The organism is Halomonas halophila (assembly GCF_030406665.1).
In the GTDB taxonomy this organism is placed as follows: domain Bacteria; phylum Pseudomonadota; class Gammaproteobacteria; order Pseudomonadales; family Halomonadaceae; genus Halomonas; species Halomonas halophila.
The window spans coordinates 2729722-2754569 of sequence record NZ_CP129121.1 but is presented as its reverse complement, the minus strand read 5'-3'; the positions used below and the strand labels follow the sequence as shown (position 1 = coordinate 2754569).

Sequence of the window (24848 nt, the reverse complement as noted above, 5' to 3'; positions counted from 1 at the left end):
TCACTCCCGGGTCTTGAGCACCGCGATCAGGTCCAGGCGGTCGAGTCGACGGCGCACCACCGCGGCGCAGACGCCGGCGGAGGCCAGCGCGATCAGTACCGCCCAGGCGTAGGTGGCCGGGTGGATCACCAGCGGCACCCGAAACAGTTCGGTGGCGAAGGCGCTGGACAGGTACCAGGCCAGGGCGAAGCCCAGCAGGCAGCCCAGCGGCATGGCCAGCCAGGTGAGAAGCCCCGCCTCGCCGAGCAGGATGTAGGAGATCTCCCAGCGGCTGAAGCCGAGCACCCGCAGGGTGGCGAGTTCCCGGGCCCGCTCGGCCAGGGCGATGCGAATCGTATTGTAGGTCACCCCTACCGACAGCACGCTGGCGAAGGCGATGAAGAAGCCGGCGAAGATGAAGAGGGTCTGGCCGAGCGTGTCATGGAAGGTGTCGATGGCGGCCTGACGGAACTGCACGCCGCTGACGGCGGGCAGGGTCTTGAGCCTGGCGAGCAGCTCGGCGCGGCGGGCCGGATCGACGACGATCCGGGCGCCGCGCATCACCCGGCCGTCGCCCATGCGGCGGTTGAGCGCGTCGAGCGCCATATAGGCGGGCTTGCCGACGTCGGTGTCGAACAGCCGTACCACCGGCAGCGCGAGCCGCGGGCGCCGGCCCTCGAGCACCTCGACGATGAGCACGTCGCCGATCTCCACCTCCAGCATGCCGGCCAGCTGTTGCGATAGCAGCAGGCCGTCCGGCGGCACCGTCACCGGGCGGCCCTGGGCGTCGTGGACCGGGCTCAGCACGCCGTCGCGCGGCAGGCCGACGATGGCCTCGCGCTCTCTGAGCGAGCCGTGGTGAAGGCGTGCCGCCACGCCGCGCAGCGGCTCGGCGGCCAGTACCCCGGGCAGCCGCTCGACGCCGGCCAGCTCGCCGAGCGGGGTCAGGTCGTGGAAGCCCAGGGTGGCATCCTGGTGCTGGCTCTCGACGAGGACGCTGTCGACCAGCGCGTCGATGGCGTCCAGCCACTGCAGGGCCATCACCAGCACCGCCACCGACATGGCCAGGCCTGCGCTTGCCAGCAGCGCGCGCAGCGGCCAGCGCAGCAGGCGGCGGGCGATCATGCGCGTGGGCTCGTCCAGGTGGCGGGCCAGCGCCGAGCGCGACAGCCGGCTGCGCCGATAGACCGGCGGCGAAGGCGGCAGCATGGCCTCGGCCGGGGGCAGGGCGGCGGCGCGGCGCACCGCCCACAGGGCGCCGGCCAGCGCCGCGCCCAGGCTGACCAGCGTGGCCAGCAGGAAGCTCTCCGGCCCGGGGCGGTAGAGCAGGAAGGGGAAGTGATAGAACTCGGCGTACAGCCGGGTGTTCCAGTGTCCCAGCCAGGCGCCGAGCAGGGCGCCGATGACCACACCGAGCCCGCCGATCACCAGCACCAGCTTGACGTAGTGCCAGGCGATGGCCAGCCGCGAGTAGCCGAAGGCCTTGAGCAGGCCGATCTCGCGGCGCTCGGTATCGATCATGCGGCCCATCACCAGGTGGGTGAGGAAGGCCGAGACCGCCAGGAAGACGCTCGGCAGCAGCTGTGCCATGTTCTTCTGCTGGGCGATCTCGTTCTGCAGGAACCAGTTCGAGACCTGTTCGTCGCGAGGATAGGCGCCGGTGCCGCCGTAGCGGGCGAGCCGGGCATCGAGCCGCGCGACCACCTCGCGGGTGCTGGCGCCGGGCATGAGCGTCAGGCTGACGGCGTTGAAGGCGCCGTCGAAGTCGAAGGCGGCGGCCAGCGCCTCGCGGCCCATCCACAGCACGCCGAAGCGCGCGTCGTCGGGCATCAGCCCGCCGGGGGCGATGGCGTAGACGTACTCGGGGCTGAGCGCGATGCCGACCACCTCGAGGGTGCGACGCTGGCCGCGCAGCACGGCGTCGAAGTGGTCGCCCGGCACCAGACCGTGCGCCTCGGCGAAGGCCTCGCCGATCACCGCCTCGTCCGGCCGGTCGGGGGCGACCCGGCGGCCGCTGCGCAGGGTCAGGGCGTTCATCGGCTCGACGCCGCGCTCGGGCAGTGACACCAGCTGCGCTACCACCGGCTCGTCGAAGTCCGGCAGGTCAAGCAGCGCGCCCTCGATGATGCGCGTCGACACGCGCTGCACGCCGGGGATCTCGGCCAGCTCGCGGCTCAGCGATTTCGGCGCCCGGGTGACGTCGGCGAACACCTCGCCGAAGCGCGTGCGCTCGTAGTAGGCGACCGTGGTCTCCTCGAGGGCCTCGATGGTGGTCAGCGCCATGATCAGCAGGGCGTTGCCCGAGGCGATCACCAGGGCGATGGCCAGCACCTGGGCACGCAGGCGCCACAGTTCGCGCAGCAGCTTGCGGTCGAGGCTACTCACGGTGCATCTCCGGCTCACCACACCAGCTCGGCGGGCGAGCGCCGAGCGGTATTGGTGCGGCTGTCGACGATCTGTCCGTCGGCGAAGTGCAGTACCCGGTCGGCGACGTCGGCGATCACCGCATTGTGGGTGATCAGCGCGGTGGTGGTGCCGAGCTCGCGGTTGACGCGCAGGATCGCCTCGAGCACCACGATGCCGGTATCGCGGTCCAGGGCGCCGGTGGGCTCGTCGCACAGCAGCAGCTCGGGGCGCTTGGCGATGGCCCGGGCGATCGCTACCCGCTGCTGCTCGCCGCCGGAAAGCTGGGCGGGAAAATGGTCGAGGCGCGGGCCGAGGTGGACCATCTCCAGCGCCTCCTCGGGCGTCATCGGATCGCGGGCGATCTCGGTGACCAGCGCCACGTTCTCGCGGGCGGTGAGGCTCGGGATCAGGTTGTAGAACTGGAACACGAAGCCGACGTGCTCGCGGCGATAGCGGTCGAAGGCGCGCTCGCTGGCGCCGGTCAGCGGGTCGCCGTGGAAGCGGATCTCGCCCTCGGTGGGGGTATCCAGCCCGCCCAGCAGGTTGAGCAGCGTCGACTTGCCGCTGCCCGAGGGGCCGAGCAGCACCACCAGCTCGCCGGCCGCGAGGTCGAGGTCGACGCCGCGCAGCGCAGCCACTTCGACGGTGCCCATGCGGAAGATGCGGGTCAGATGGCGGGCCTCGAGCACCGTCGACGGGGAAGAGGCGGGTGAGGGCGTCGGCACTGCGGGGCTCCCTGCATGGCCGGTCGTCGTGACCTCTACCGGGAGTATAGCGAGCCGGCTCCGATGCGCCGGGCCCGCGTTGCGCCGCGCCGCGCCGTGCCGGACACTAGGGGCGATCCGGCGAGAGCGAAGAGTCCCCCGTCCCATGCGTCATTCCCACGACAACGAGCCCCTGTCCGTCGGCTTCGTGCTGCTGCGGCGTTTCACCATGATGCCCTTCGCGGCCTTTGTCGACTGCCTGCGTCTGGCCGCCGACGAGGGCGACCGCTCGCGCCAGCTGCGCTGCCACTGGGTGTTCATGACCAGCGGCGGGCACGACGCCATGTCCAGCTGCGGCGCCGCCGTCACGCCCTGCTCGCCGTTTCGCGATCCGCGCGACTTCGACTACATCGTGGTCATCGGCGGGGTTCAGGACGAGCACGACGCGGTGGACGAGGCGGCGCTCCACTACCTGCAGCGCGTGGCCGAGGCCGGCGTGCCGCTGGTCGGGGTGTGCACCGGCGTCTTCGCGCTGATTCAGGCCGAGCTGATGAACGGCCGGCGCTGCTGCGTGAGCTGGTACCACCACGGCGACCTGACGAGCCGCTTCCCCGATATCGAGCCGGTGGCGGATCGGCTGTTCATCGACGATGGCGATCGGCTGACCTGCGCCGGCGGCATCGCCTCGGCGGATCTGGCCGCCTACCTGGTCGAGCGCCACCTGGGCAAGGCCTGGGCGATGAAGAGCCTGCACATCATGCTGATCGACGAGGCGCGCCGCGGGGAGCATCCCCAGCCCCAGCCGGTGGTCTTCGACAAGGTCGCCGACCGGCTGGTGCGCCGCGCCATCACCATCATCGAGCAGCACCTGGGCGAGGCGATCACGGTGGACGAACTGGCGCGGCGGGTGGGGTCGTCGCGGCGCAACATCGAGCGCAAGTTCCGCGAGGAGCTGGGCATCGGGCCGCAGAAGTTCGCTCGTGACCTGCGCCTGCGCTATGGCCTGTGGATGCTGCACTACACCGCCAAGAGCGTCACCGAGATCGGCGAACGCTGCGGCTTCGCCGACACCGCCCATTTCTCGCGCCACTTCCGCGAGGCCTTCGGCGACACGCCTACCGCCATGCGCAAGGCCGCGCAGCGCGGCGAGACGCCGGTGGATCCGTTCTTCCTGCATATCGCCTCCCGCGAGGGGGCGGGCGGCTAGGGTGGCGTATGGCGTCTCGACCGGGCGCGCTCATCTTCGGGGGCGGTGTCGTCGGCGCGACGATCGCGTGGGAGTCGCTCGAAGGGGCTTCAACGCTGGCGCTGTGAGGGTATCGATACTCCGCGTCAGGCAGGGATAAATACAAAAACCGTCTTGAAATTAAAATCTTTAAAATCAGGTATTTGAATATTATGGCGGGAATCTGTCGGTAAATTTGTCGCATTCATTCAATCTTTGGGCGGCGGCCTTGGCTATCAATATGGCCAAGGTGAAACGCGTGAGAGGCCGGTGTCTCGTTCAACGACGGCGGTGTCGTTTTCAGGATGCCTCGATCGCCACCAATCCTTAACGTTGTGACGCTAACCCGAGGGTGATGACGAATGAATGACAACAACCTGACAATGACCGATCCCCAGATCGCTGCCGCCATCGGTGACGAGGTGGCACGGCAGGAAGCCCACATCGAGCTGATCGCCTCCGAGAACTATGCCAGCCCGCAGGTGATGGCGGCTCAGGGCAGTCAGCTGACCAACAAGTACGCCGAGGGCTATCCCGGCAAGCGCTACTACGGCGGCTGCGAGCACGTGGACGTGGTCGAGCAGCTGGCCATCGACCGGGCCTGCGCCCTGTTCGGCGCCGACTACGCCAACGTCCAACCTCACTCCGGTGCCCAGGCCAACGCCGCGGCCTTCATGGCCATGGTCGCCCCGGGCGACACCGTGCTGGGCATGAGCCTGGCCCACGGCGGCCACCTGACCCACGGCGCCGCGCCGAACTTCTCCGGCAAGCACTACAACGCCGTGCAGTACGGCCTGAATCCGGAGACCGGCGAGATCGACTACGAGGAAGTCGAGCGCCTGGCCCACGAGCACAAGCCGAAGCTGATCATCGCCGGCTTCTCGGCCTACTCGCGCGTGGTCAACTGGCGCCGGTTCCGCGACATCGCCGATGCCGTGGGCGCTTACCTGCTGGTCGACATGGCCCACGTCGCCGGCCTGGTCGCCGCCGGCCACTATCCGAGCCCGCTGCCCCACGCTCACGTGGTGACCACCACCACCCACAAGACCCTGCGCGGTCCGCGTGGCGGCCTGATCCTCTCCGCCAGCGGCGACGAGGCGCTGTACAAGAAGCTCAACGGCGCGGTCTTCCCGGGTCAGCAGGGCGGCCCGCTGATGCACGTCATCGCCGCCAAGGCCGTGGCCTTCCGCGAGGCCATGAGCCAGGACTTCGTGCGCTACCAGGCCCAGGTCATCGACAACGCCCAGGCCATGGCCAGCGTGTTCGTCGAGCGTGGCTTCGAGGTCGTCTCCGGCGGCACCGACGACCACCTGTTCCTGGTCTCGCTGATCAAGCAGGGCGTGACCGGCAAGGACGCGGACGCCGCCCTGGGCCGTTCGCACATCACCGTCAACAAGAACGCCGTGCCCAACGATCCGCAGAGCCCGTTCGTCACCTCCGGTTTGCGCCTCGGTACCCCGGCCGTCACCACCCGCGGCTTCAACCAGGCCGACTGCGAGACCCTGGCCGGCTGGATCTGCGACATCCTCGACGTGCTGGAGAAGGAGGAAGACACCTCCGCCATCGAGGCCGAGGTCCGGGGCAAGGTGGCCGAGCTGTGCGCCCGCCATCCCGTTTATGCCAAGGCCGCGGTCGAGTCGACCGACACCGCCACCGCGTGAGCCCGTTCCCCGCCGGGCAGCCGGCGGGGCCCTTGAGGAGTAGACCCATATGCAACGTTATTCAGGTTTCGGGCTGGTCAAGCACGCGCTGAGCCACCACGAGAACTGGCAGCGCCAGTGGCGTAATCCCACGCCCAAGGCGTCCTACGACGTCATCATCATCGGCGGCGGCGGCCACGGCCTGGCCACCGCCTACTACCTGGCCAAGGAGCACGGCATCACCAACGTCGCCGTGATCGAGAAAGGCTGGCTGGGTGGCGGCAACACCGCGCGTAACACCACCATCGTGCGTTCCAACTACCTGTGGGACGAGGCGGCGGCGCTCTACGAGCATTCCATGAAGCTGTGGGAAGGCCTGTCCCAGGACCTCAACTACAACGTCATGTTCTCCCAGCGCGGCGTGCTCAACCTGGGCCACACCCTGCAGGACATGCGCGACATCCAGCGCCGCGTCAACGCCAACCGCCTGAACGGCGTCGACGGCGAGGTGGTGACCCCGGAACAGATCAAGGAGATCGAGCCGCTGCTGGACACCTCCAAGCGCGCTCGTTACCCGATCCTCGGCGCCTCCTGGCAGCCGCGCGGCGGCGTGGCCCGTCACGATGCCGTGGCCTGGGGCTTCGCCCGCGGTGCCGACGCCCTGGGCGTGGACATCCTGCAGCAGACCGAGGTCACCGGCTTCAAGATCCGCGACGGCCAGATCTACGGCGTGCACACCAACCGCGGTGACATCGAGGCCAAGACCGTGGGCTGCGTGACCGCCGGCAATTCCGGCGTTATGGCCAAGATGGCCGGCATCAAGCTGCCGCTGGAATCGCATCCGCTGCAGGCGCTGGTCTCCGAGCCGCTCAAGCCGGTGCTCAACACCGTGACCATGTCCAACCACGTGCACGGCTACGTCAGCCAGTCGGACAAGGGTGACCTGGTCATCGGCGCCGGCATCGACGGCTACAACGGCTACGGCCAGCGCGGCAGCTACCCGACCGTCGAGCACACCCTGCAGGCGATCGTCGAGATGTTCCCGATGTTCTCGCGGGTGCGCATGAACCGTCAGTGGGGCGGCATCGTCGACACCTGCCCGGACGCCTGCCCGATCATCTCCAAGACCAAGGTCAAGGGCCTGTATTTCAACTGCGGTTGGGGCACCGGCGGCTTCAAGGCCACCCCGGGGTCGGCCAACGTGTTCGCGGCCAGCCTGGCCAAGGGCGAGATGCACCCGATCGCTGCCCCGTTCTCCATCGACCGCTTCAACACCGGAGCGCTGATCGACGAGCACGGCGCCGCCGGCGTGGCCCACTGATTTCCGCAGAGGAGAGCCGACATGTTCTATATCCATTGCCCCTACTGCGGCGAACACCGCGAGGAAGAGGAATTCCACCCCAAGGGTGAGGCGCACCTCATCCGGCCGGCGGATCCGGAGAACTGCAGCGACGAGGAGTGGGGCGACTACCTGTTCTTCCGCGACAACCCCCGTGGCATCCACCACGAGATGTGGGTACACGCCGTGGGCTGCCGCAAGTTCTTCAACATCACGCGCAATACCGTGACCTACGAGATTCTCGAGACCTACAAGATGGGCGAGCAGCCGACGTTCACCGCCGAGCACCCCGAGGGCCGGCCGTCTGCTGAAGCCGACCAGGCATCGCTTCGTGAAGGAGTCCGCGCATGAGCCAGCTCAATCGTCTCGCCCAGGGCGGCCGTATCGACCGCTCTCGTCAGCTGAGCTTCACCTTCAACGGGAAGACGTATCAGGGCCATGCCGGTGACACCCTGGCCTCCGCCCTGCTGGCCAACGGCGTCGACATCGTCAACCGCAGCTTCAAGTACTCGCGTCCCCGCGGCATCTTCGCCGCCGGCGCCGAGGAGCCGAACGCGCTGGTCCAGCTCGGTGCCACCGAGGCCGGCCAGGTGCCGAACGTGCGATCCACCCAGCAGGCGCTGTACGACGGCCTGACCGCGCGCAGCACCAACGGCTGGCCGAACGTCCAGCGCGACCTGATGGGCCTGGTCGGCAAGCTGGGCGGCGGCTTCATGCCGCCGGGCTTCTACTACAAGACCTTCATGGCCCCGGCCTCCATGTGGATGACCTACGAGAAGTACATCCGCAAGGGCGCCGGTCTCGGTCGCAGCCCGATGGAAAGCGACCCGGACATCTACGATCACATGCACCAGCACTGCGACGTGCTGGTCGTGGGCGCCGGCCCGGCCGGCCTGGCCGCGGCGCTGGCCGCCGCCAGGAGCGGCGCGCGGGTGATCGTCGCCGACGAGCAGGAAGAGATGGGCGGCTCGCTGCTCGACTCCCGCGAGCTGCTCGACGACAAGCCGGCCGACCAGTGGGTTGCCGAGACCGTCGAGGCGCTGTCCGGCATGGACAACGTGACCCTGCTGTCGCGCACCACCGCCAACGGCTATCACGATCATAACTTCGTGACCCTGCACGAGCGCCTTACCGAGCACCTGGCCGATACCGCGCCGCTCAAGGACGGTCGTCGTCAGGCCCGTTCGCGGCTGCACCGCGTGCGTGCCGGCCGCGTCGTGCTGGCCACCGGCGCCCACGAGCGCCCGCTGGTCTACGGCAACAACGATGTGCCGGGCAACATGCTGGCCGGCGCCGTCTCCACCTACATCCGCCGCTACGGCGTGGTGCCGGGCAGCAAGCTGGTGCTTTCCACCAGCAACGATCACGGCTACCGCGCGGCGCTGGACTGGGCCGAGGCCGGCCGTGACGTGGTCGCCATCGCCGACGCCCGGGCCAACCCGGACGGCGAGCTGGTCGAGCAGGCCCGCGCCAAGGGCATCCGCATCATCGCCGGCTCCGCGGTCGTCGAGGCCAAGGGCGACTCCCGCGTCAGCGCCGCCCGCATCGCCAAGGTCGACCTCCAGGGCTTCCGCGTGGTCGGTGGCTCCGAGACCCTGAGCTGCGACACCATCGCCAGCTCCGGCGGCTACAGCCCGGTCATCCACCTGGCGTCCCACACCGGCAGCCGTCCGACCTGGAACGATGAGCTGCTCGGTTTCGTCCCGAACACCGTGAAGGGCGTCGCCGCCGCCGGTGGCGCGCGTGGCGTCTATGCCACCGGCGCGGTGCTGGCCGAAGGCGTCGAGGCCGGGCTGGAAGCGGCCACCGAGTCCGGCTTCGAGGCCGCCTCCGTGAGCCTGCCCCAGGTCGCCGAGCGCCGTGACGGCGCCGCCGTGGCGCTCTACCAGGTGCCCCACGAGAAGGCGACCCTGCGCGCGCCGAAGCAGTTCGTCGACCTGCAGAACGACGTCACCGCGGCCGGCATCGAAGTGGCCACCCGCGAGGGCTTCGAGTCCATCGAGCACGTCAAGCGCTACACCGCCATGGGCTTCGGCACCGACCAGGGTAAGCTCGGCAACATCAATGGCATGGCCATCGCCGCCCGCGTCCTGGGTCGCTCGATCCCCGAGGTGGGCACCACGGTGTTCCGTCCCAACTACACCCCGGTGACCTTCGGCAGCATCGTCGGCCGTCACTGCGGCGAGCTGTTCGATCCCGAGCGCTACACCGCCATGCACCAGTGGCACGTGGAGCAGGGCGCCGCGTTCGAGGAAGTCGGCCAGTGGATGCGTCCCTGGTACTTCCCGCGCAAGGTCAACGGCAAGACCGAGACCATGCACGAGGCGGTGGTTCGCGAGTGCCGGGCGGTGCGCGAGAAGGTCGGCATCCTCGATGCCTCCACCCTGGGCAAGATCGACATCCAGGGCCCGGACGCGCGCGAGTTCCTGGGTCGCGTCTACACCAACAAGTGGGCCAAGCTGGCCCCCGGCCGCGTCCGCTACGGCCTGATGTGCAAGGACGACGGCATGGTGTTCGACGACGGCACCACCAGCTGCCTCGGCGACAACCACTTCCTGATGACCACCAGCACCGGCGGCGCCGCCACCGTGCTCGAGTGGCTGGAAGTCTGGCACCAGACCGAGTGGCCGGAACTGGACGTCTACTTCAACTCCGTGACCGATCACTGGGCGACCATGACCATCACCGGTCCGGAAGCGCGCAAGCTGATGGAAGAGGTCACCACCGAGGTCGATCTCGACAAGGACAGCTTCAAGTTCATGGACTGGAAGGAAGGCAAGGTCGCGGGCGTGCCGGCGCGCATCTTCCGTATCTCCTTCACCGGTGAACTGGCCTACGAGATCAACGTCCAGGCCAACTACGCCCTGCACGTCTGGGAGACGCTGTTCGCCCATGGCGACAAGTACGGTCTGACGCCGTACGGCACCGAGACCATGCACGTGTTGCGCGCCGAGAAGGGCTTCATCATCGCCGGTCAGGACACCGACGGCTCGGTGACCCCGGAAGACCTCGGCATGCACTGGGCGATCGGCTACGACAAGCCGTTCTCCTGGATCGGCAAGCGTGCCCTGACGCGTCCGGACACCTCGCGCGAGAACCGCAAGCAGATGGTCGGCCTCAAGCCGAAGGATCCGAAGGTGGTGCTGGAGGAGGGCGCGCAGATCGTGCTCGACCCGAACCATTCGATCCCGATGCCGATGGAAGGTCACGTGACCTCCAGCTACTACAGCCCGACCCTGGAATCAGGCTTCGCCCTGGGCGTGGTCAAGGGCGGTCACAAGAAGATGGGCGAGACCGTCTATCTGCCCATGGCCGACGGCCAGGTCCATGAGGCCGAGATCGTCAGCCCCATCTTCCTCGATCCCAAGGGAGAGCGTCAGAATGTCTAACGTTGCCACCTTCGATACCAATACCGAGGCCAAGATCCCGGTCGAATCGCCGCTCGCCTACAGCTATCGTCGTTCGGGGGCTCCGGCCCCCACCGCCAAGAGCCAGGTGGTGCTGCGCGAGAAGCCCTTCCTGGGGCACCTGGTGCTGCGCGGCGGCGCCGTGGTGCTCGACGGCGCGGTGCGTGGGGTGCTCGGCGTCTCCCTGCCTGGCGAGCCCCAGGGCCTGGTCCATGACGACGAGGGCAAGCGTTCGATCCAGTGGATCTCCCCGGACGAGTGGCTGGTCATCGTGCCCGGCGGCGAGGAGTTCGAGCTGGAAAACCGCCTGCGTGCGGCGCTGGGCGACGCCCACTTCGCGATCAGCAACGTCAGCGGCGGCCAGACCCTGGTCGAGCTCGAGGGTGAGGCCGCCCGAGAGGTGCTGATGAAGTCGGTGGTCTACGACGTCCATCCGAGCCACTTCCCGGTCGGCAAGGGCGTGACCACCATCTTCGCCAAGACCACCGTGGTCCTTCGCCGTCCGAGCGAGGAGCGCTGGGAGCTGGTGGTGCGCCGCAGCTTCGCCGACTATACCTATCGCTGGCTGCTGGATGCCGGTGACGAGTACGCTATCGGCGTCGAGCGCTGAGCGCGACCGTCATTCAGCCGTGGTACCAGATCAGGCCGGGGCTCGCCCCGGCCTGCTTACGTCAGGAGACCTTCCATGAGCCGTAGCGCCGATACCTGGATTCTCACCGCCCAGTGCCCCAGCCGCCTGGGCACCGTCGACGTGGTGACCCGCTTCCTGAAGGAGAGCCGCTGCTACATCACCGAGCAGCAGTCCTTCGACGACCATCACGGCGAGCGCTTCTTCATCCGCACCGAGTTCCGCCCGCTGGAGCCCGACTTCGATGCCGAGGCCTTCCAGGCCGCCTTCGCCGCCCGGGCCGCCGAGTTCGAGATGGCCTTCGAGCTGACCGCCCCGGATGCGCGGATGCCGGTGGTGATCATGGTCTCCAAGGCGGATCACTGCCTGAACGACCTGCTGTATCGCTATCGTACCGGCCAGCTGCCGATCGAGATTCGCGCGGTGGTCTCCAACCACCCGGATCTCCAGCCGCTGGCCGACTGGCACGGGCTGCCGTACTACCACTTCCCGATCACCGCCGAGACCAAGGCCGAGCAGGAGGCCCGGGTGTGGGAGGTGGTCGAGGAGACCGGCGCCGAGCTGGTGATCCTGGCCCGCTACATGCAGGTGCTCTCCAGCGACATGTGCGAGAAGCTCTCCGGCCGCGCGATCAACATCCATCACTCGCTGCTGCCGGGCTTCAAGGGTGCCAAGCCCTATCACCAGGCCTTCGAGAAGGGCGTCAAGCTGGTCGGTGCCACCGCGCACTACATCAACGACGATCTGGACGAGGGGCCGATCATCACTCAGGGCGTGGAGCCGGTTGGCCACGCCGACGATCCCGAGGATCTGGTGGCCAAGGGCCGTGACATCGAGTGCATGACCCTGGCGCGCGCCGTCGATGCCCACGTGGCACGTCGGGTGTTCCTGCACGGCCGCCGCACGGTGGTGTTCTCGCGCTAGGAAAGCCAAGGGCGGGGGCGCCAGATCGAGTGCCCCTGATGCCTGTCGCCCGCGCCGTCGATGCCCACGTGGCGCGTCGGGTGTTCCCGCACGGCCGCCGCACGGTGGTGTTCTCGCGCTAGCCTTCCGGTTCGCGCTTGAGGCCGCCCGAGCGGCCTTGCACGGCCATCGCCTCCCCGGCGATGGCCGTCGTCTTTATCGTTCCGACTTCCCCCGTCCTCTCTCCCCTCGTGGCCTCCCATCACTCGTTCAATAGTCGTAGGGACGTTTTTTCGCCTGCGCCGCCCCAGAGTCTGAATTTTTATATATAACAGCATGTTACTTCGTTATCGGTGCGTATCGTTGAGCGATGTACGTTGAAAGTCGCTGTTGGCCGGGGTCTACGGGGACACTACGTTTTGATGCGGAAGGTATTTCCAGAGACATGGATCGTGTTGCCCATGCCGTCGGCGTCCCTCGGGCGCCGGCGGCATGGGGTGAAGCCAGAAGAAACAACAACAAGCCCTCCGTTCTCGCGCCGTGCGAGACGGACGCAACACCAACGAGGAGTCTTCGCCATGCAAGACGACCAGCAGCCCAAGCGCACTTCGTCCGCTAGCGTCGCGACATCGGGCAGCGGTGCCGGCAATCGTCGTAACTTCCTGAAGGCCGCCGCGATCGGCTCCGCCGCGGCCGTGGCGGCCCCCTGGATCGGCAATGTCCAGGCTCAGCAGGGCATTCGCATCCGCATGCAGTCCTCCTGGCAGCCGGGGACCGTGGGCTACCGCACCTTCGAGGCCTGGGCCAACGGTGTGATCGAGGCCACCAGTGGCGAGGTCAGCATCGAGCCTTTCCCCGCCGGTGCCGTGGCCGGGGCCTTCGAGGTCGCCGATGCGGTGCGCAACGGCGTGCTCGACGGTCAGAACTGGTTCACCGTCTACTGGCCCGGCAAGATGCCGGCCGGCGTCTTCCTCACTGCCTTCCCCATGGGGCTGTCGCTGCCCCACCAGTGGGACATGATGTTCGGCGCCTACGGCGGCTTCGGCATCGCCAAGGAACTCTATCGCAAGCAGGGCCAGGAGCTGCTGGGCTACGTTCACCACGACCTCAACCTGATCCACTCCAAGGTGCCGCTGAGAAGCTTCGACGACTTCGACGGGGTCAAGATCCGCATGCCCGGCGGCATCGTCGCCGAGACCTTCGCCGAGATGGGCGCACGTACCACGCTGCTGCCCGGTTCCGAGGTCTATCCGGCGCTGGAGAAAGGCACCATCGATGCCGCCGACTTCACCGGGGCGGCGGTCAACTACGAGCTCGGTTTCTGGCAGGTGGCCGACTACATCATCATGGGCCCGCCCTCCACGCCCTGCCTGCACCAGGCGGTCGACCTGATGGACATCTCGGTCAATCGCCGTGTCTTTGAACGCATGTCGCCCCAGGTGCAGGACCTGATGCACGACCTGGTGGCGGGCTATTCCCGCGAGCACTACGCGGCGATCCAGAAGGCCAACGCCGAGGCCTGGCCCAAGTACCGCGAGAAGGGCGTCGAGATCATCCACCTCTCCGAGGAGGACGCCGTCCGCTTCCGCGAGGTCGCCATCCCGCTGTGGTTCAAGTGGGCCAACAAGGACCCTGACGCCGCGCGCATGTTCCGGGCCCACCTGAGGACCATGATGGATCCGGCGGTGGCGCTGATCACCGAGGACGACATCAAGGACTTCGAACTCAACGTCTGATCCCTCTGCTTGCTTCATCCGGGGGCTGTGGGCCGAGCGCCGCAGCCCCGGTTTGCATGGGCGCCATGCCCTCAACCCTGCATCCCGTCGGCTAGATGATCCGTCGCCATCGCCGGGAAGCGATGGTATCGCGGAGGAGTTTTCATGAATCTCGAGATCAATTTCGTTCTGCCGCACTGGCTCTACTGGTCGGCACTGTTCTTCCTGCCGCTGCTGGTGATGTGGCTCGTCGACCGCAGTTTCCGGCGCGGCGGCACCATCAGCGGCGGCGACACCGGCGAGGTCCCCGGCGAGGCGCCGGTGGCGCGCTACCATCCCCCGGGCAACCTCTTCACCGCCCTGGTCGACCGCATCTCCGGTTTCTTCGGCCGCTACGTGGCCTACTGGGCGCTGATCGCCCCCTTCGTGTTCGCCTACGAAGTGCTGATGCGCTATGCCTTCAATTCGCCGACCAACTGGGCCCACGAGTCGATGACCCTGATGTTCGGCATGCAGTACCTGATCGCCGGGGCCTTCGCCCTGCGCGAGGGCGGGCACGTGCGCGTCGATATCCTCTACCAGCGTGCCCGGCCGGTGAACAAGGCGGCGCTGGACCTGCTGACCTCGGTGTCCTTCTTCATCTTCACCATCGCGCTGCTGGTGACCGGCTGGAAGTTCTTCTCCCAGTCGGTGAGTGATCGCTTCTTCTTCGGCGCCAGCTATGCCAACGAGACGTCCTTCACCGAGTGGGCGATCCAGTTCTACCCGGTGAAGTTCATGTTGTTCTTCGGGGCGCTGCTGCTGCTGCTCCAGGGCATCGCCCAGCTGATCCGTGACGTCCAGGCCTTCCGCCACCATCGACGGGCGCATGGCGGCAGCCATACCTTCTCGACCCTGCTGATCGCGCTGGGCATCGTCCTCGGGGCGTGGGTGCTGTTCGAGATGGTCAACATCGCCACCACCGACTACCAGAGCCTGGCCGGCAGCCTCGAGAACAGCCTCAGCGGCCTGGGCATCGGCGGTCTGACCCTGGTGATGTTCGGCACCCTGATGGTGGTGCTGGTGGCGGGCCTGCCGCTGGCCTTCGTCACCGGCGGCCTGGGGGTGGCCTTCCTCTACCTGGTGGGCGATCAGCACATGCTCAACCTGATGCCGTCGCGCATCTTCCCGATGATGACCAACTACCAGCTGTCGGCCATTCCGCTGTTCATCTTCATGGCCTCGGTGCTGGAGAAGGCGGGGATCATCGAGGAGCTGTTCGACGTCGTCTACAAGTGGATGGGCGGCCTGAAGGCGGGCCTGGCCATCGCCACCGTCATCGCTTCCACGCTGCTCGCCGCCATGGTCGGCGTGATCGGCGCCGCGGTGGTGACCATGGGCCTGATCGCCCTGCCGGCGATGCTCAAGCGTCACTACGACCCGGAGATCGCCATCGGTTCGATCATGGCCGGCGGCACCCTGGGCATCCTGATTCCGCCGTCGATCCTGGCGATCATCTACGGCGTCATCGCCCAGCAGTCGGTGGGTGAACTCTACCTCGGTTCGCTGATTCCCGGCCTGCTGCTGGCCTTCATGTACGGCTTCTACTGCTGGATGCGCGGCACCCTGAACATCAAGATGGCGCCGCCGATGCCGGTGGAGGACCGGGTCGACATGAAGGAGAAGCTGCGCCTGCTGCGCAACATGCTGGCCCCCATCGTGCTGGTGGTGCTGGTGCTGGGCATCATCTTCACCGGCATCGCCACGCCGGTGGAGGCGGCCGGTATCGGGACCTTCGGCGCCCTGGTCGTGGCGGCGCTGCACAAGCGCCTGACCTGGCCCAACCTGCACGCCGCCTGCATGACCACCCTGGTCGCCTCGGCGATGGTGATGTGGATCATCTTCGGCGCCAGCATCTTCGTCGGCTTCTACATCCTCCAGGGCGGCCAGACCTTCGTGCAGGAGCTGATCTCCGGCGCGGGGCTCGGCCCCTACGCGGTGCTGGCGCTGATGATGGTGCTGCTGGTGGCGCTGGGCATGTTCCTCGACTGGGTGGGCATCCTGCTGCTGGCGGTGCCGATCTTCGTGCCGCTGATCCAGTCGATGAGCTTCGACGGGGTATTCGGGCTGCCCGGCGTGTCGCCCGCCGACGTGTCGCTGTGGTTCGGGGTCATCTACCTCGTGAACATGCAGATGTCCTTCCTCAGTCCGCCGTTCGGCTACGCACTGTTCTACATCAAGGGGGTGTGCCCGCCGCACATCACCATGGGGCAGATCTTCCGTTCGTCCTTCCCATTCCTGGGCATCCAGGCCCTGGGGCTGATCCTGGTGATCCTGTTCCCGGCGCTGGTCACCTGGCTGCCGAATCTCGCCTACGGCTAGGCGACGACGCGTGCCACCACCGACGACGCTCCCGACCGGGAGCGTCGTCTTTTCAAACTGTTACACGATGGTGGTGAACCCTTGTCGACGTGGCTCGTCACAGGAGGGCACCCCACGCATGCAAGACAATGTTTTCGGAGGTATCTATGCAACGTATCACCGCCCTGTTTTCCGCCGCCCTGCTCAGTGCCGGCATGATGAGCTCCATGGCGTATGCACAGGACAGTGCCGATGCCACCGCCAGCCAGGGCCAGGCCCCGGCCGAGGCGCAGGCCGCGACCCAGAACTTCTCCGACGCCCAGCTGCAGAAGTTCGCCGATGCCTCCGAGGAAATCGCGGTGATCTCTCAGGATTACACCCAGCAGCTGCAGAACGCCGAGGGTGAAGAGGCCCAGCAGCAGGTCCGTCAGGAAGCCAACGACCAGATGGTCGAGGCGGTCCAGAACAGCGGCCTCGAAGTGGAGACCTTCAACGCCATCGGCCAGGCGATCCAGCAGGATCCCGAGCTGATGCAGCGCGTCCAGGGCATGGCCCAGGGCAGCGGCGAGTCCGCTTCCTGATCCCGTCATCCCGCGAGATCCCTGTGCGATGAAAGGCCGCCCCTCGGGGCGGCCTTTCCGCGTTCCGGCCCCCGTGATACAAGCTCTTTACACCGTCCTCGGCGCCTTTCAGACTTGGCCTATCCTCAACGACCGGGTAGGCACTGGGCCATGGATGTGGAACTGCTGGAAATTCGCCAGCATCTCGGGCGTTTTCCGCCCTTCGAGACGCTGTCCGACGAACTGCTCGACGAGGTGGCGAGCAACGTCCAGGTGGCCTACTTCAAGGCCGACACCGATATCCTGACGCTCGACCAGGAGCTCCACGAGCTGTGCTACATCCGCAGCGGCGCGGTGGAGGTCTATCGTCGCGGCGGGGAGCTCTACAACCGCCGGGGCGAGGGCGAGATCTTCGGCCAGTTCAGCCTGCTGCGGAACAACCGGGTCCGCTATCCCGTGCGGGCCATGGAAGACTCGCTGATCTACTTCATTCCCGAGACGGTCTTCCAGCATCTCTGTCAGGCTGACGACGACTTCGCCGACTTCGTCGAGCTGCAGCGCCCGCGGCTCGAGAGCGTGGTCGAGGAGCAGAAGAAGAACAACGACATGATGATCACCCGGGTGCGCAAGCTGGTCACGCGCTACCCGCTGATGGTCGAGGCCTCGACCACCGTCCAGGAGGCCGCCCGTCAGATCACCGACTTCCAGGCCTCGGCGGTGCTGGTGCTCGACGACCCCGGCGAAGAGGACAATCCGCGCTACACCTTCCGCGACAGCGAGGAGCGCGCCTGGCAGCTGCGCGGCATCCTCACCGACAGCGACTTCCGCACCCGGGTGGTGGCGGAAGGCCTGTCGCCGGAGACGCCGGTCGGCGAGGTGGTGGCCGGCAACGTCATCGCCGTGCAGTCCGACGAGTCGGTGCAGGAGGCGATGCTGGTCATGCTGCGCTACAACATTCACCACCTGCCGGTGATGTATCGCCGCCGCCCGGTGGGCATCGTGCACCTCTCGGACATCATTCGCTACGAGACCCAGAGCAGCCTGTACCTGGTCAGCAACATCTTCCACCAGCCCAACGCCGAGGGCCTGGCACGGCTGGCGCCGGACGTCAGTGCGGCCTTCGTGCGCATGGTCGAGGAGGGCGCCGACTCGCGCATGGTGGGCAGCGCCCTGTCGACCATCGGGCGCAGCTTCACCCGCCGCCTGCTGGAGCTGGGCGAGGAGCGCCTGGGGCCGCCGCCGGTGCCCTACTGCTTCATGGCGATGGGCTCCATGGCGCGCAACGAGCAGTCGATCGCCACCGACCAGGACAATGCCCTGGTGCTGTCCGACGATTTCGATCCCGAGCAGCACGACGCCTACTTCCTCGAGCTGGCGCAGTTCGTCAGCGATGGCCTGGATGCCTGCGGCTACCCCTACTGCAAGGGCGACATCATGGCCACCAACCCGAGCTGGCGGCAGCCCCTGTCGGTGTGGAAGCGCTACTTCACCGAGTGGATCGAGCAGCCCAATCCCGAGCGGCTGCTGCATAGCTCGATCTTCTTCGATCTCGACGCCGTCTACGGGGAGAACGTGCTGGTGGAGCAGCTCCAGGACCTGGTGGCCTACCAGGCCGCGCGGCATCCGCGCTTCCTGGCGGCGATGGCCCGCAACGCCCTGAACCGCACCCCGCCGCTGGGTTTCTTCCGCACCTTCGTGATGGAGAAGGACGGCAAGCACAACAACTCGATCAACCTGAAGCGCCGCGGCACCGCGCCGATGGTCGACCTGATCCGGGTGCATGCCCTGGCCTGCGGCTCCAGCGCCCAGAACAGCTTCGACCGGCTCGACGACATCGATCGCACCCAGCTGCTGGCCCCGGGGGTCAGCGATCGCCTGCGCTACGCCCTGGAGTTTCTGTCGATGTCGCGAATCCGCCACCAGGTGATCGATATCCAGCACGACCAGACGCCGGACAACAACATCGAGCCGGAGAACGTCTCGAGCAGCGAGCGTCATCACCTCAAGGATGCCTTCCAGGCGTTGAGCCACGCCCAGAAGTTCCTCAAGTTCCGCTACCCGATGCCCTCGCGGGCCAAATGAGCGAGGTGCCCGGATGCTGATGCGACGCAGGACCCAGATACCCGACTGGACGAGCTACCTGGCGCATCGCGCCGCGGCCGCCCAGGACCCGCGACTGTCGCGCTTCTTCACCGCCGGGGCCCCGGCGCCGGAGACGCCGATCGGCGAAGCCCCGCTGGTGGCGCTGGACATGGAGACCACCGGGCTCGATGCCCGGCGCAACTCCATCGTCAGCATCGGCCTGGTGCCTTTCACCCTGGGGCGTATCGCCGTCACCGAGCGTCGTTACTGGATCGTGCGCCCGCGGCGTACGCTGAACGCCGAGTCGGTGACCTTTCACCACATCACCCATGCCGACATCGCCAACGCCCCGGAGCTGGGCGACATCCTGGAGGACCTGCTCGATGCCCTGGCCGGTCGGCTGGCGGTGGTGCACTACCGGCACATCGAGCGCCCCTTCCTTGACGTGGCCGTCAAGGCGCGGCTGGGGGAGGGCGTGGTCTACCCGATGATCGACACCATGTCGCTCGAGGCGCGCATCCACCGCCAGTCGCTGGTGGCACGCTTCAAGCGCTGGATCGGGCGGCCGCCGGCCTCCATCCGCCTGTTTGACAGCCGCGCTCGCTACGGGTTGCCACCCTACCAGGGCCACCATGCGCTGACGGATGCGCTGGCCACCGCGGAGCTGCTGCAGGCGCAGATCGCCCACCACTACAGTCCCGAGACGCCGGTGGGCACGATCTGGAGCTGAGGCAGGCCCTGGCCAGTGCACACGCGTCGATCGACGCCGGCACGGCGTCCGGTGCGGTCAGTAATCGATGCCGCGTCGTGCCTCCAGGCCCGCATTGAAGGCGTGGCGCACCTCCGTCATCTCGGTGATGGTGTCGGCCATGGCCTGAAGCTCGCGGTGGGCGTTGCGCCCGGTGACGATCACCGTCTGCTCGACGGGACGGTTCTCCAGTGCCTGCCTGACCGTGGCAATGTCCAGGTAGCCGAACTTGAGCATGTAGGTGATCTCGTCGAGCACCACCAGGTAGACCTCGGGATCGGCGAGCATTCGCGTCGCCTCGGCCCATACCTCGCGGCAGGCCTGGGTATCGCTCTCGCGGTTCTGGGTCTCCCAGGTGAACCCGGTGGCCATGATCGCCACCTCGAGGTGGTGATCGTCCTCGAGCCGGTTGCGTTCGCCGCATTCCCACTGGCCCTTGATGAACTGCACCACGCCGACGCGATAGCCGTAGCCCAGCGCGCGAGTGACGGTGCCCCAGGCGGCGGTGGTCTTGCCCTTGCCGTTGCCGGTGAACACCAGCAGCTGGCCGCGGCGTTCGTCGGCGGCGGCGACCTTCTCGTCGACGCGGGACTTGAGGGTCTGCATGGCCTTGCGGTGGCGCTCGTCACGTTCGCTCATCTCGGCTCCTGTTCGTGTCGTGGGTCGGGCAGGCAGCCTACCCCAGGCGGCGAGCGGCGTCAGCCGCCGGCCACAGAGGGATGAGTCGAGTGCGGCATGGTGCGGTCGCAGACTGAAAAGATTTCATCGCTGTCGCCAAAGACAGCGTCATCCGACGACGTCAGAATCCGCAGGGAGTGACCCTGGAAGCCCTGTCATGTCTGCGATCCTGCGTACCGCGACCGCTCGCGATCTCGACGCGCTCTACGCCCTCGAGCAACTGGCCTTCAGCGGCGACCGCTTCACGCGTCGTCAGCTCTGGCACCTGCTCAACCGGGCCCATGCCCTGACGCTTTTGGCCGTGGACGAGGACGGCGCGCTGCTCGGCTACGGCACCCTGCTGTTTCGCCTGGGCAGCGAGCAGACCCGGCTCTATTCGTTCTGCGTGCATCCCCAGGCCCGCGGCGGCGGCCTGGGGCGCCGCATGCTCGAGCGGCTCGAGGGCATGGCCTGGGAGCAGGGCTGCGACTGGCTGGTGCTCGAGGTGCGCGTCGACAATCAGGCGGCGCTGACGCTCTATCGGGGCTCGGGCTTCGTACCGAGCGACTGGATGGCCGACTATTACGAGGACGGCTGTGCGGCCTGGCGGATGAGCAAGGCGCTGTTCGCCGGCCCCGAGGCCCAGGCCGGCTAGGTGCGGCCGGCTAGGTGTGGCCGGCTAGGTGCAGCCGGCTAGGCGCCGTGGCCCGTCGCGCTTAGAATGGCGCCATCGTTCATCATCGGGAATCCGCCATGCCCTCCTTCGATATCGTCTCCGAGTTCGACAAGCACGAGGCGAGCAACGCCGTCGACCAGGCCAACCGCGAGCTGCAGAGCCGCTTCGACTTCAAGGGCGTGACGGCCTCCTTCGCGCTCGAGGGCGAGACCGTCACCCTCGAGGCCGAGGTCGATTTCCAGCTGCGCCAGATGCTCGACATGCTGCGCAACAAGCTGATCGGCCGTGGCATCGATCCGCGCTGCCTGGAGATCGATGACCCCGAACTCTCCGGCGTTCGCGCCCGCCAGGCGGTGCGCCTCAAGCAGGGCCTGGAGCAGAAGGAAGCCAAGGACATCGTCAAGCGCATCAAGGACACCAAGCTCAAGGTCCAGGCCCAGATTCAGGGCGAGAAGGTGCGCGTCACCGGCAAGAAGCGCGACGACCTGCAGCAGGTCATGGCCCTGCTAAAGGGCGAGGACGGTCCCGACCTGGCGCTGCAGTTCGACAACTTCCGCGACTGAGCCCGTCATCGACACGCGGCCATAGCCCCGGGCCGTCATCCTCATTGGCGATGGCGATTGGCAGCGGGGGGTGGCTTGGGCTTCAATAGAGACGTGCCTGTCGCCAAAGGAGTGAGCGCTCGATGTCCCAAGCGCGCCGCATCTTCTACCTGATCCTCGCCGGGACCAGCTTCGCCCTGGGCGTGATCGGCGCCTTCCTGCCGCTGATGCCCACCACCTGCTTCATGCTGGTGGCGGTGTGGGCAGCCTCCCGGGGCTCGCCGCGCTTCGCCGGCTGGATCCGTGCGCACCCGCGCTTCGGCCCCACCATCGTGGCCTGGGAATCCGAGCGGGCGATCCCCCGCCATGCCAAGTGGCTGGCCGGAGGCATGCTGCTGTTCTCGATGGTGGTACTGGCCCTGGTGATCGGCGCGCTGTGGCTGAAGCTGGTGCTGATCCTCGGTCTGGCCGGGCTCGCCGGCTGGATCCTGACCCGCCCGGAGCCGGTCGTCGACTCCTGAGCGTCCCTCGGGCGGTATCGCCGTACCCCGTAGCGGAGTTGACGACGGCACTTTGAGGTCGAGGCAGAGAGGGCCGTACAATGGCCGGCAACCTTCACAGGAGCCATCCTCGATGTCCGAACCTCAGCCGATCCATCTCAGCGATTATCGTCCCCCCGCCTACCGCGTCACCCACACCGAGCTGACCTTCGACCTCGATCCCTCGGCCACCCGGGTGAAGGCGCGCCTGCACGTGGAGCGCCACCCGGAGCGTGAGGCCGGCGAGCCGCTGGAGCTCGACGGCGAGCAGCTGGCGCTGAAGGCCATCGCCATCGACGGCCAGCCGCTGGGCGACGACGAGTATGCGCTGACCGAGCAGGGCCTGCGCATCGAGCGGGCGCCGGAGCGTTTCCTGCTGGACACCGAAGTCGAGATCGCCCCCGAGGCCAATACCGCCCTGGAGGGCCTCTACCAGTCCGGCGGCATGTTCTGCACCCAGTGCGAGGCCGAGGGCTTCCGGCGGATCACCTTCTACCCGGATCGCCCCGACGTCATGGCGACCTTCTCCACCACCGTGATCGGCCGCCTCGACCGTGAGCCGGTGCTGCTCTCCAACGGCAACCCGGTGGAGCGTGGCGAGCTGCCGAACGGCCGCCACTTCGTGACCTGGGAAGATCCGCATCCCAAGCCCTGCTACCTGTTCGCGCTGGTGGCGGGCGACCTCGAGAAGGTCGAGGATCGCTTCACCACCATGAGCGGCCGCGAGGTGACGCTGCAGATCTGGGTCGAAGAGGAGAACCTCGGCAAGACCGATCACGCCATGGCCTCGCTCAAGCGCGCCATGCGCTGGGACGAGGAGACCTATGGTCGCGAGTACGACCTCGACCTGTTCATGATCGTGGCGGTCAACGACTTCAACATGGGCGCCATGGAGAACAAGGGGCTCAACATCTTCAACTCGGCGGCGGTGCTGACCCATCCGCACACCGCTACCGATGCCGCCTTCCAGCGCGTCGAGGGTATCGTCGCCCACGAGTACTTCCATAACTGGTCCGGCAACCGCGTCACCTGCCGCGACTGGTTCCAGCTGTCGCTGAAGGAGGGCTTCACCGTCTTCCGCGACCAGACCTTCAGTGCCGACACCAACTCCGCGCCGGTGAAACGCATCGAGGACGTGTCCTTCTTCCGCACCGCCCAGTTCGCCGAGGATGCCGGCCCCACCGCCCATCCCGTGCGGCCGGACCACTACATCGAGATCGGCAACTTCTACACCCTGACCATCTACGAGAAGGGCGCCGAGATCGTGCGCATGTTGCGCAACCTGGTGGGCTGGGAGGCCTTTCGTCGCGGCAGCGACCTGTACTTCTCGCGCTTCGACGGGCAGGCGGTGACCATCGAGGACTTCGTGGCCTGCATGGCCGAGGCGTCCGGTCAGGACCTCGACCAGTTCATGCGCTGGTACTCCCAGGCCGGCACCCCGGAGATCGACGCCCACGGCGAATACGACTATGCCAACGGCGCCTACCGGCTGCTGCTGCGCCAGCGTACCCCGGCCACGCCGGGGCAGCCCGACAAGGCGCCGCAGCATATCCCGATCCGCCTGGGCCTGGTCGGCACCAAGAGCGGCCGCGACCTGCGCCTGACCCTGGACGGCGAGTCGCTCGGCACCGACGGGGTGATCCACCTGCGCGAGGAGGAGCAGGAGTTCGTCTTCACCGACGTGGAGGAGGCCCCGGTGCCGTCGCTGGCGCGCGGCTTCTCGGCGCCGGTCAAGCTCAATTTCCCTTACTCGCGCGAGGACCTGGCCTTCCTGCAGACCCATGACAGCGACGGCTTCAATCGCTGGGACGCCGGCCAGCGCCTGGCGCTGCTGGCGCTGGACGACCTGATCGCCGCGCATCGCAACGGCGTCGAGAAGGTCATGGACCCGCGGGTGGTGGAGGCCTTCCGTGAGCTGCTCAAGCGCGAGACCGACGACAAGGCGGTGCTGGCCGAGATGCTCACGCTGCCCTCCGAGGCCTATATCGCCGAGCAGCAGCCGCTGGTCGACGTGGACGCCATCCACGCCGCCCGCCAGTTCGTGAAGCAGTCGCTGGCGATGGCCCTGCGCGACGATTTCCTGCGCGTCTATCAGGAGAACGTCGGCGACGCCCCCTATGCACCGGAGCCCGAGCAGATCGCCGCGCGCAGCCTCAAGAACGTGGCACTGTCGTACCTGGTCAGCATCGAGGACGAGGAGGGCATCGAGCTGGCCCGCCGCCAGTTCGAGGCCGACCACAACATGACCGACGTGCGCGCCGCCCTGACGCTGCTGGTGCATTCCAGTCGCGACGAGCTGGCCGACCCGGCGCTGCGCACCTTCGGCGAGAAGTGGGCCCACGACCCGCTGGTCATGGACCAGTGGTTCAGCGTCCAGGTGTCCCGCCCGCAGTCCGATGCCCTGGAGCGGGTCAAGTTCCTGATGGACCACCCGGCCTTCTCGCTGACCAACCCCAACAAGGTCCGCGCGCTGATCGGCGCCTTCGCCCAGAACCGGGTCAACTTCCACCGCCTCGACGGCGAGGGCTACCGGCTGCTGGCCGACGTGGTCATCGAGCTCAACCGCCTGAACCCCGAGATCGCCTCGCGGCTGGTGACCCCGCTGACCCGCTGGCGCCGCTTCGACGAGACTCGCCAGGAACTCATGAAGGGTGAGCTCGAGCGCATCCGCGAAGAAAAACTCTCGCCGAACGTGTATGAGGTGATCGAGAAAGCCCTCGCGTAATCGCGACATTCGCTCGCGAGAACGACAAGACGC

General features: G+C 67.4%; 19 protein-coding genes. 16 read left to right on the top strand and 3 right to left on the bottom strand.

From position 1 onward, the window contains the following. Together QWG60_RS12935 and QWG60_RS12930 are read right to left on the bottom strand one after the other, a co-directional pair. Positions 1–2364, bottom strand: coding sequence for an ABC transporter permease (locus tag QWG60_RS12935; RefSeq protein ID WP_146908474.1), 2364 nt, complete (start codon positions 2362–2364; stop codon positions 1–3). A gap of 14 nt (positions 2365–2378) precedes the next feature. Continuing rightward, positions 2379–3110 carry an ABC transporter ATP-binding protein gene (locus QWG60_RS12930; RefSeq protein ID WP_046078182.1) on the bottom strand — a complete coding sequence of 244 codons (732 nt, stop codon included), beginning with the start codon at positions 3108–3110 and terminating at the stop codon, positions 2379–2381. Between the two features lie 145 nt (positions 3111–3255). Between QWG60_RS12930 and QWG60_RS12925 the strand changes: the two genes are divergently transcribed. From QWG60_RS12925 to QWG60_RS12870, 12 genes are all read left to right on the top strand, one after another. Further along, positions 3256–4296 carry a GlxA family transcriptional regulator gene (locus QWG60_RS12925; protein WP_046078181.1) on the top strand — a complete coding sequence of 347 codons (1041 nt, stop codon included), beginning with the start codon at positions 3256–3258 and terminating at the stop codon, positions 4294–4296. A gap of 380 nt (positions 4297–4676) precedes the next feature. After that, positions 4677–5975: a serine hydroxymethyltransferase gene (gene glyA, locus QWG60_RS12920; RefSeq protein WP_046078180.1), complete on the top strand. Its 1299-nt coding sequence runs from the start codon at positions 4677–4679 to the stop codon at positions 5973–5975. A 49-nt stretch (positions 5976–6024) separates the two neighbouring features. Continuing rightward, complete coding sequence (locus QWG60_RS12915) at positions 6025–7275, top strand: sarcosine oxidase subunit beta family protein (RefSeq protein WP_046078179.1); 1251 nt, start codon at positions 6025–6027, stop codon at positions 7273–7275. Between the two features lie 21 nt (positions 7276–7296). Next, entirely contained in the window at positions 7297–7644 is a 348-nt protein-coding gene (locus tag QWG60_RS12910) for a sarcosine oxidase subunit delta (protein WP_046078178.1), read from the top strand. After that, entirely contained in the window at positions 7641–10682 is a 3042-nt protein-coding gene (locus QWG60_RS12905; RefSeq protein WP_146908470.1) for a sarcosine oxidase subunit alpha family protein, read from the top strand. The genes QWG60_RS12910 and QWG60_RS12905 overlap by 4 nt, the downstream gene beginning before the upstream one ends. Further along, positions 10675–11310: a sarcosine oxidase subunit gamma gene (locus tag QWG60_RS12900; RefSeq protein ID WP_046078176.1), complete on the top strand. Its 636-nt coding sequence runs from the start codon at positions 10675–10677 to the stop codon at positions 11308–11310. Before QWG60_RS12905 ends, QWG60_RS12900 begins: the two co-directional genes overlap by 8 nt. A gap of 75 nt (positions 11311–11385) precedes the next feature. After that, positions 11386–12252, top strand: a complete 867-nt coding sequence (purU, locus tag QWG60_RS12895; RefSeq protein ID WP_046078175.1) for a formyltetrahydrofolate deformylase — start codon at positions 11386–11388, stop codon at positions 12250–12252. A 557-nt stretch (positions 12253–12809) separates the two neighbouring features. Continuing rightward, on the top strand, positions 12810–13967 hold the full coding sequence (dctP, locus tag QWG60_RS12890) for a TRAP transporter substrate-binding protein DctP (protein WP_146908468.1): 1158 nt from the start codon (positions 12810–12812) through the stop codon (positions 13965–13967). Between the two features lie 144 nt (positions 13968–14111). After that, complete coding sequence (locus QWG60_RS12885; RefSeq protein ID WP_052719282.1) at positions 14112–16307, top strand: TRAP transporter large permease subunit; 2196 nt, start codon at positions 14112–14114, stop codon at positions 16305–16307. A gap of 146 nt (positions 16308–16453) precedes the next feature. Continuing rightward, positions 16454–16867: a DUF4168 domain-containing protein gene (locus tag QWG60_RS12880; protein ID WP_046078174.1), complete on the top strand. Its 414-nt coding sequence runs from the start codon at positions 16454–16456 to the stop codon at positions 16865–16867. 150 nt (positions 16868–17017) lie between these two features. After that, complete coding sequence (locus tag QWG60_RS12875) at positions 17018–18928, top strand: DUF294 nucleotidyltransferase-like domain-containing protein (RefSeq protein ID WP_046078173.1); 1911 nt, start codon at positions 17018–17020, stop codon at positions 18926–18928. Positions 18929–18941: 13 nt separating this feature from the next. After that, positions 18942–19658 carry a 3'-5' exonuclease gene (locus QWG60_RS12870; RefSeq protein WP_046078172.1) on the top strand — a complete coding sequence of 239 codons (717 nt, stop codon included), beginning with the start codon at positions 18942–18944 and terminating at the stop codon, positions 19656–19658. Between the two features lie 57 nt (positions 19659–19715). Here QWG60_RS12870 and cobO read toward each other — a convergent pair whose 3' ends face one another. Next, positions 19716–20315, bottom strand: coding sequence for a cob(I)yrinic acid a,c-diamide adenosyltransferase (gene cobO, locus QWG60_RS12865; RefSeq protein ID WP_146908466.1), 600 nt, complete (start codon positions 20313–20315; stop codon positions 19716–19718). 196 nt (positions 20316–20511) lie between these two features. Here cobO and QWG60_RS12860 point away from each other — a divergent pair, with 196 nt between their 5' ends. From QWG60_RS12860 to pepN, 4 genes are all read left to right on the top strand, one after another. Continuing rightward, positions 20512–20988: a GNAT family N-acetyltransferase gene (locus QWG60_RS12860; RefSeq protein WP_046078170.1), complete on the top strand. Its 477-nt coding sequence runs from the start codon at positions 20512–20514 to the stop codon at positions 20986–20988. 98 nt (positions 20989–21086) lie between these two features. Next, positions 21087–21572, top strand: a complete 486-nt coding sequence (locus QWG60_RS12855) for a YajQ family cyclic di-GMP-binding protein (protein ID WP_035593125.1) — start codon at positions 21087–21089, stop codon at positions 21570–21572. Between the two features lie 122 nt (positions 21573–21694). Beyond that, entirely contained in the window at positions 21695–22072 is a 378-nt protein-coding gene (locus QWG60_RS12850; protein WP_035593123.1) for a YbaN family protein, read from the top strand. Positions 22073–22184: 112 nt separating this feature from the next. Beyond that, complete coding sequence (pepN, locus tag QWG60_RS12845) at positions 22185–24815, top strand: aminopeptidase N (protein ID WP_146908464.1); 2631 nt, start codon at positions 22185–22187, stop codon at positions 24813–24815. Positions 24816–24848: the final 33 nt, after the last annotated feature.

What these genes read in the sequence shown, in the direction of transcription:
- pepN (WP_146908464.1), top strand. Translation starts at nt 22,185, where the DNA reads ATGTCCGAACCTCAGCCGATCCATCTCAGCGATTATCGTCCCCCCGCC.
- QWG60_RS12905 (WP_146908470.1), top strand. Translation starts at nt 7,641, where the DNA reads ATGAGCCAGCTCAATCGTCTCGCCCAGGGCGGCCGTATCGACCGCTCT.
- QWG60_RS12900 (WP_046078176.1), top strand. Translation starts at nt 10,675, where the DNA reads ATGTCTAACGTTGCCACCTTCGATACCAATACCGAGGCCAAGATCCCG.
- QWG60_RS12860 (WP_046078170.1), top strand. Translation starts at nt 20,512, where the DNA reads ATGTCTGCGATCCTGCGTACCGCGACCGCTCGCGATCTCGACGCGCTC.
- QWG60_RS12855 (WP_035593125.1), top strand. Translation starts at nt 21,087, where the DNA reads ATGCCCTCCTTCGATATCGTCTCCGAGTTCGACAAGCACGAGGCGAGC.
- cobO (WP_146908466.1), bottom strand. Translation starts at nt 20,315, where the DNA reads ATGAGCGAACGTGACGAGCGCCACCGCAAGGCCATGCAGACCCTCAAG.
- glyA (WP_046078180.1), top strand. Translation starts at nt 4,677, where the DNA reads ATGAATGACAACAACCTGACAATGACCGATCCCCAGATCGCTGCCGCC.
- QWG60_RS12875 (WP_046078173.1), top strand. Translation starts at nt 17,018, where the DNA reads ATGGATGTGGAACTGCTGGAAATTCGCCAGCATCTCGGGCGTTTTCCG.
- dctP (WP_146908468.1), top strand. Translation starts at nt 12,810, where the DNA reads ATGCAAGACGACCAGCAGCCCAAGCGCACTTCGTCCGCTAGCGTCGCG.
- QWG60_RS12870 (WP_046078172.1), top strand. Translation starts at nt 18,942, where the DNA reads ATGCTGATGCGACGCAGGACCCAGATACCCGACTGGACGAGCTACCTG.
- QWG60_RS12915 (WP_046078179.1), top strand. Translation starts at nt 6,025, where the DNA reads ATGCAACGTTATTCAGGTTTCGGGCTGGTCAAGCACGCGCTGAGCCAC.
- QWG60_RS12880 (WP_046078174.1), top strand. Translation starts at nt 16,454, where the DNA reads ATGCAACGTATCACCGCCCTGTTTTCCGCCGCCCTGCTCAGTGCCGGC.
- QWG60_RS12910 (WP_046078178.1), top strand. Translation starts at nt 7,297, where the DNA reads ATGTTCTATATCCATTGCCCCTACTGCGGCGAACACCGCGAGGAAGAG.
- purU (WP_046078175.1), top strand. Translation starts at nt 11,386, where the DNA reads ATGAGCCGTAGCGCCGATACCTGGATTCTCACCGCCCAGTGCCCCAGC.
- QWG60_RS12925 (WP_046078181.1), top strand. Translation starts at nt 3,256, where the DNA reads ATGCGTCATTCCCACGACAACGAGCCCCTGTCCGTCGGCTTCGTGCTG.
- QWG60_RS12850 (WP_035593123.1), top strand. Translation starts at nt 21,695, where the DNA reads ATGTCCCAAGCGCGCCGCATCTTCTACCTGATCCTCGCCGGGACCAGC.
- QWG60_RS12885 (WP_052719282.1), top strand. Translation starts at nt 14,112, where the DNA reads ATGAATCTCGAGATCAATTTCGTTCTGCCGCACTGGCTCTACTGGTCG.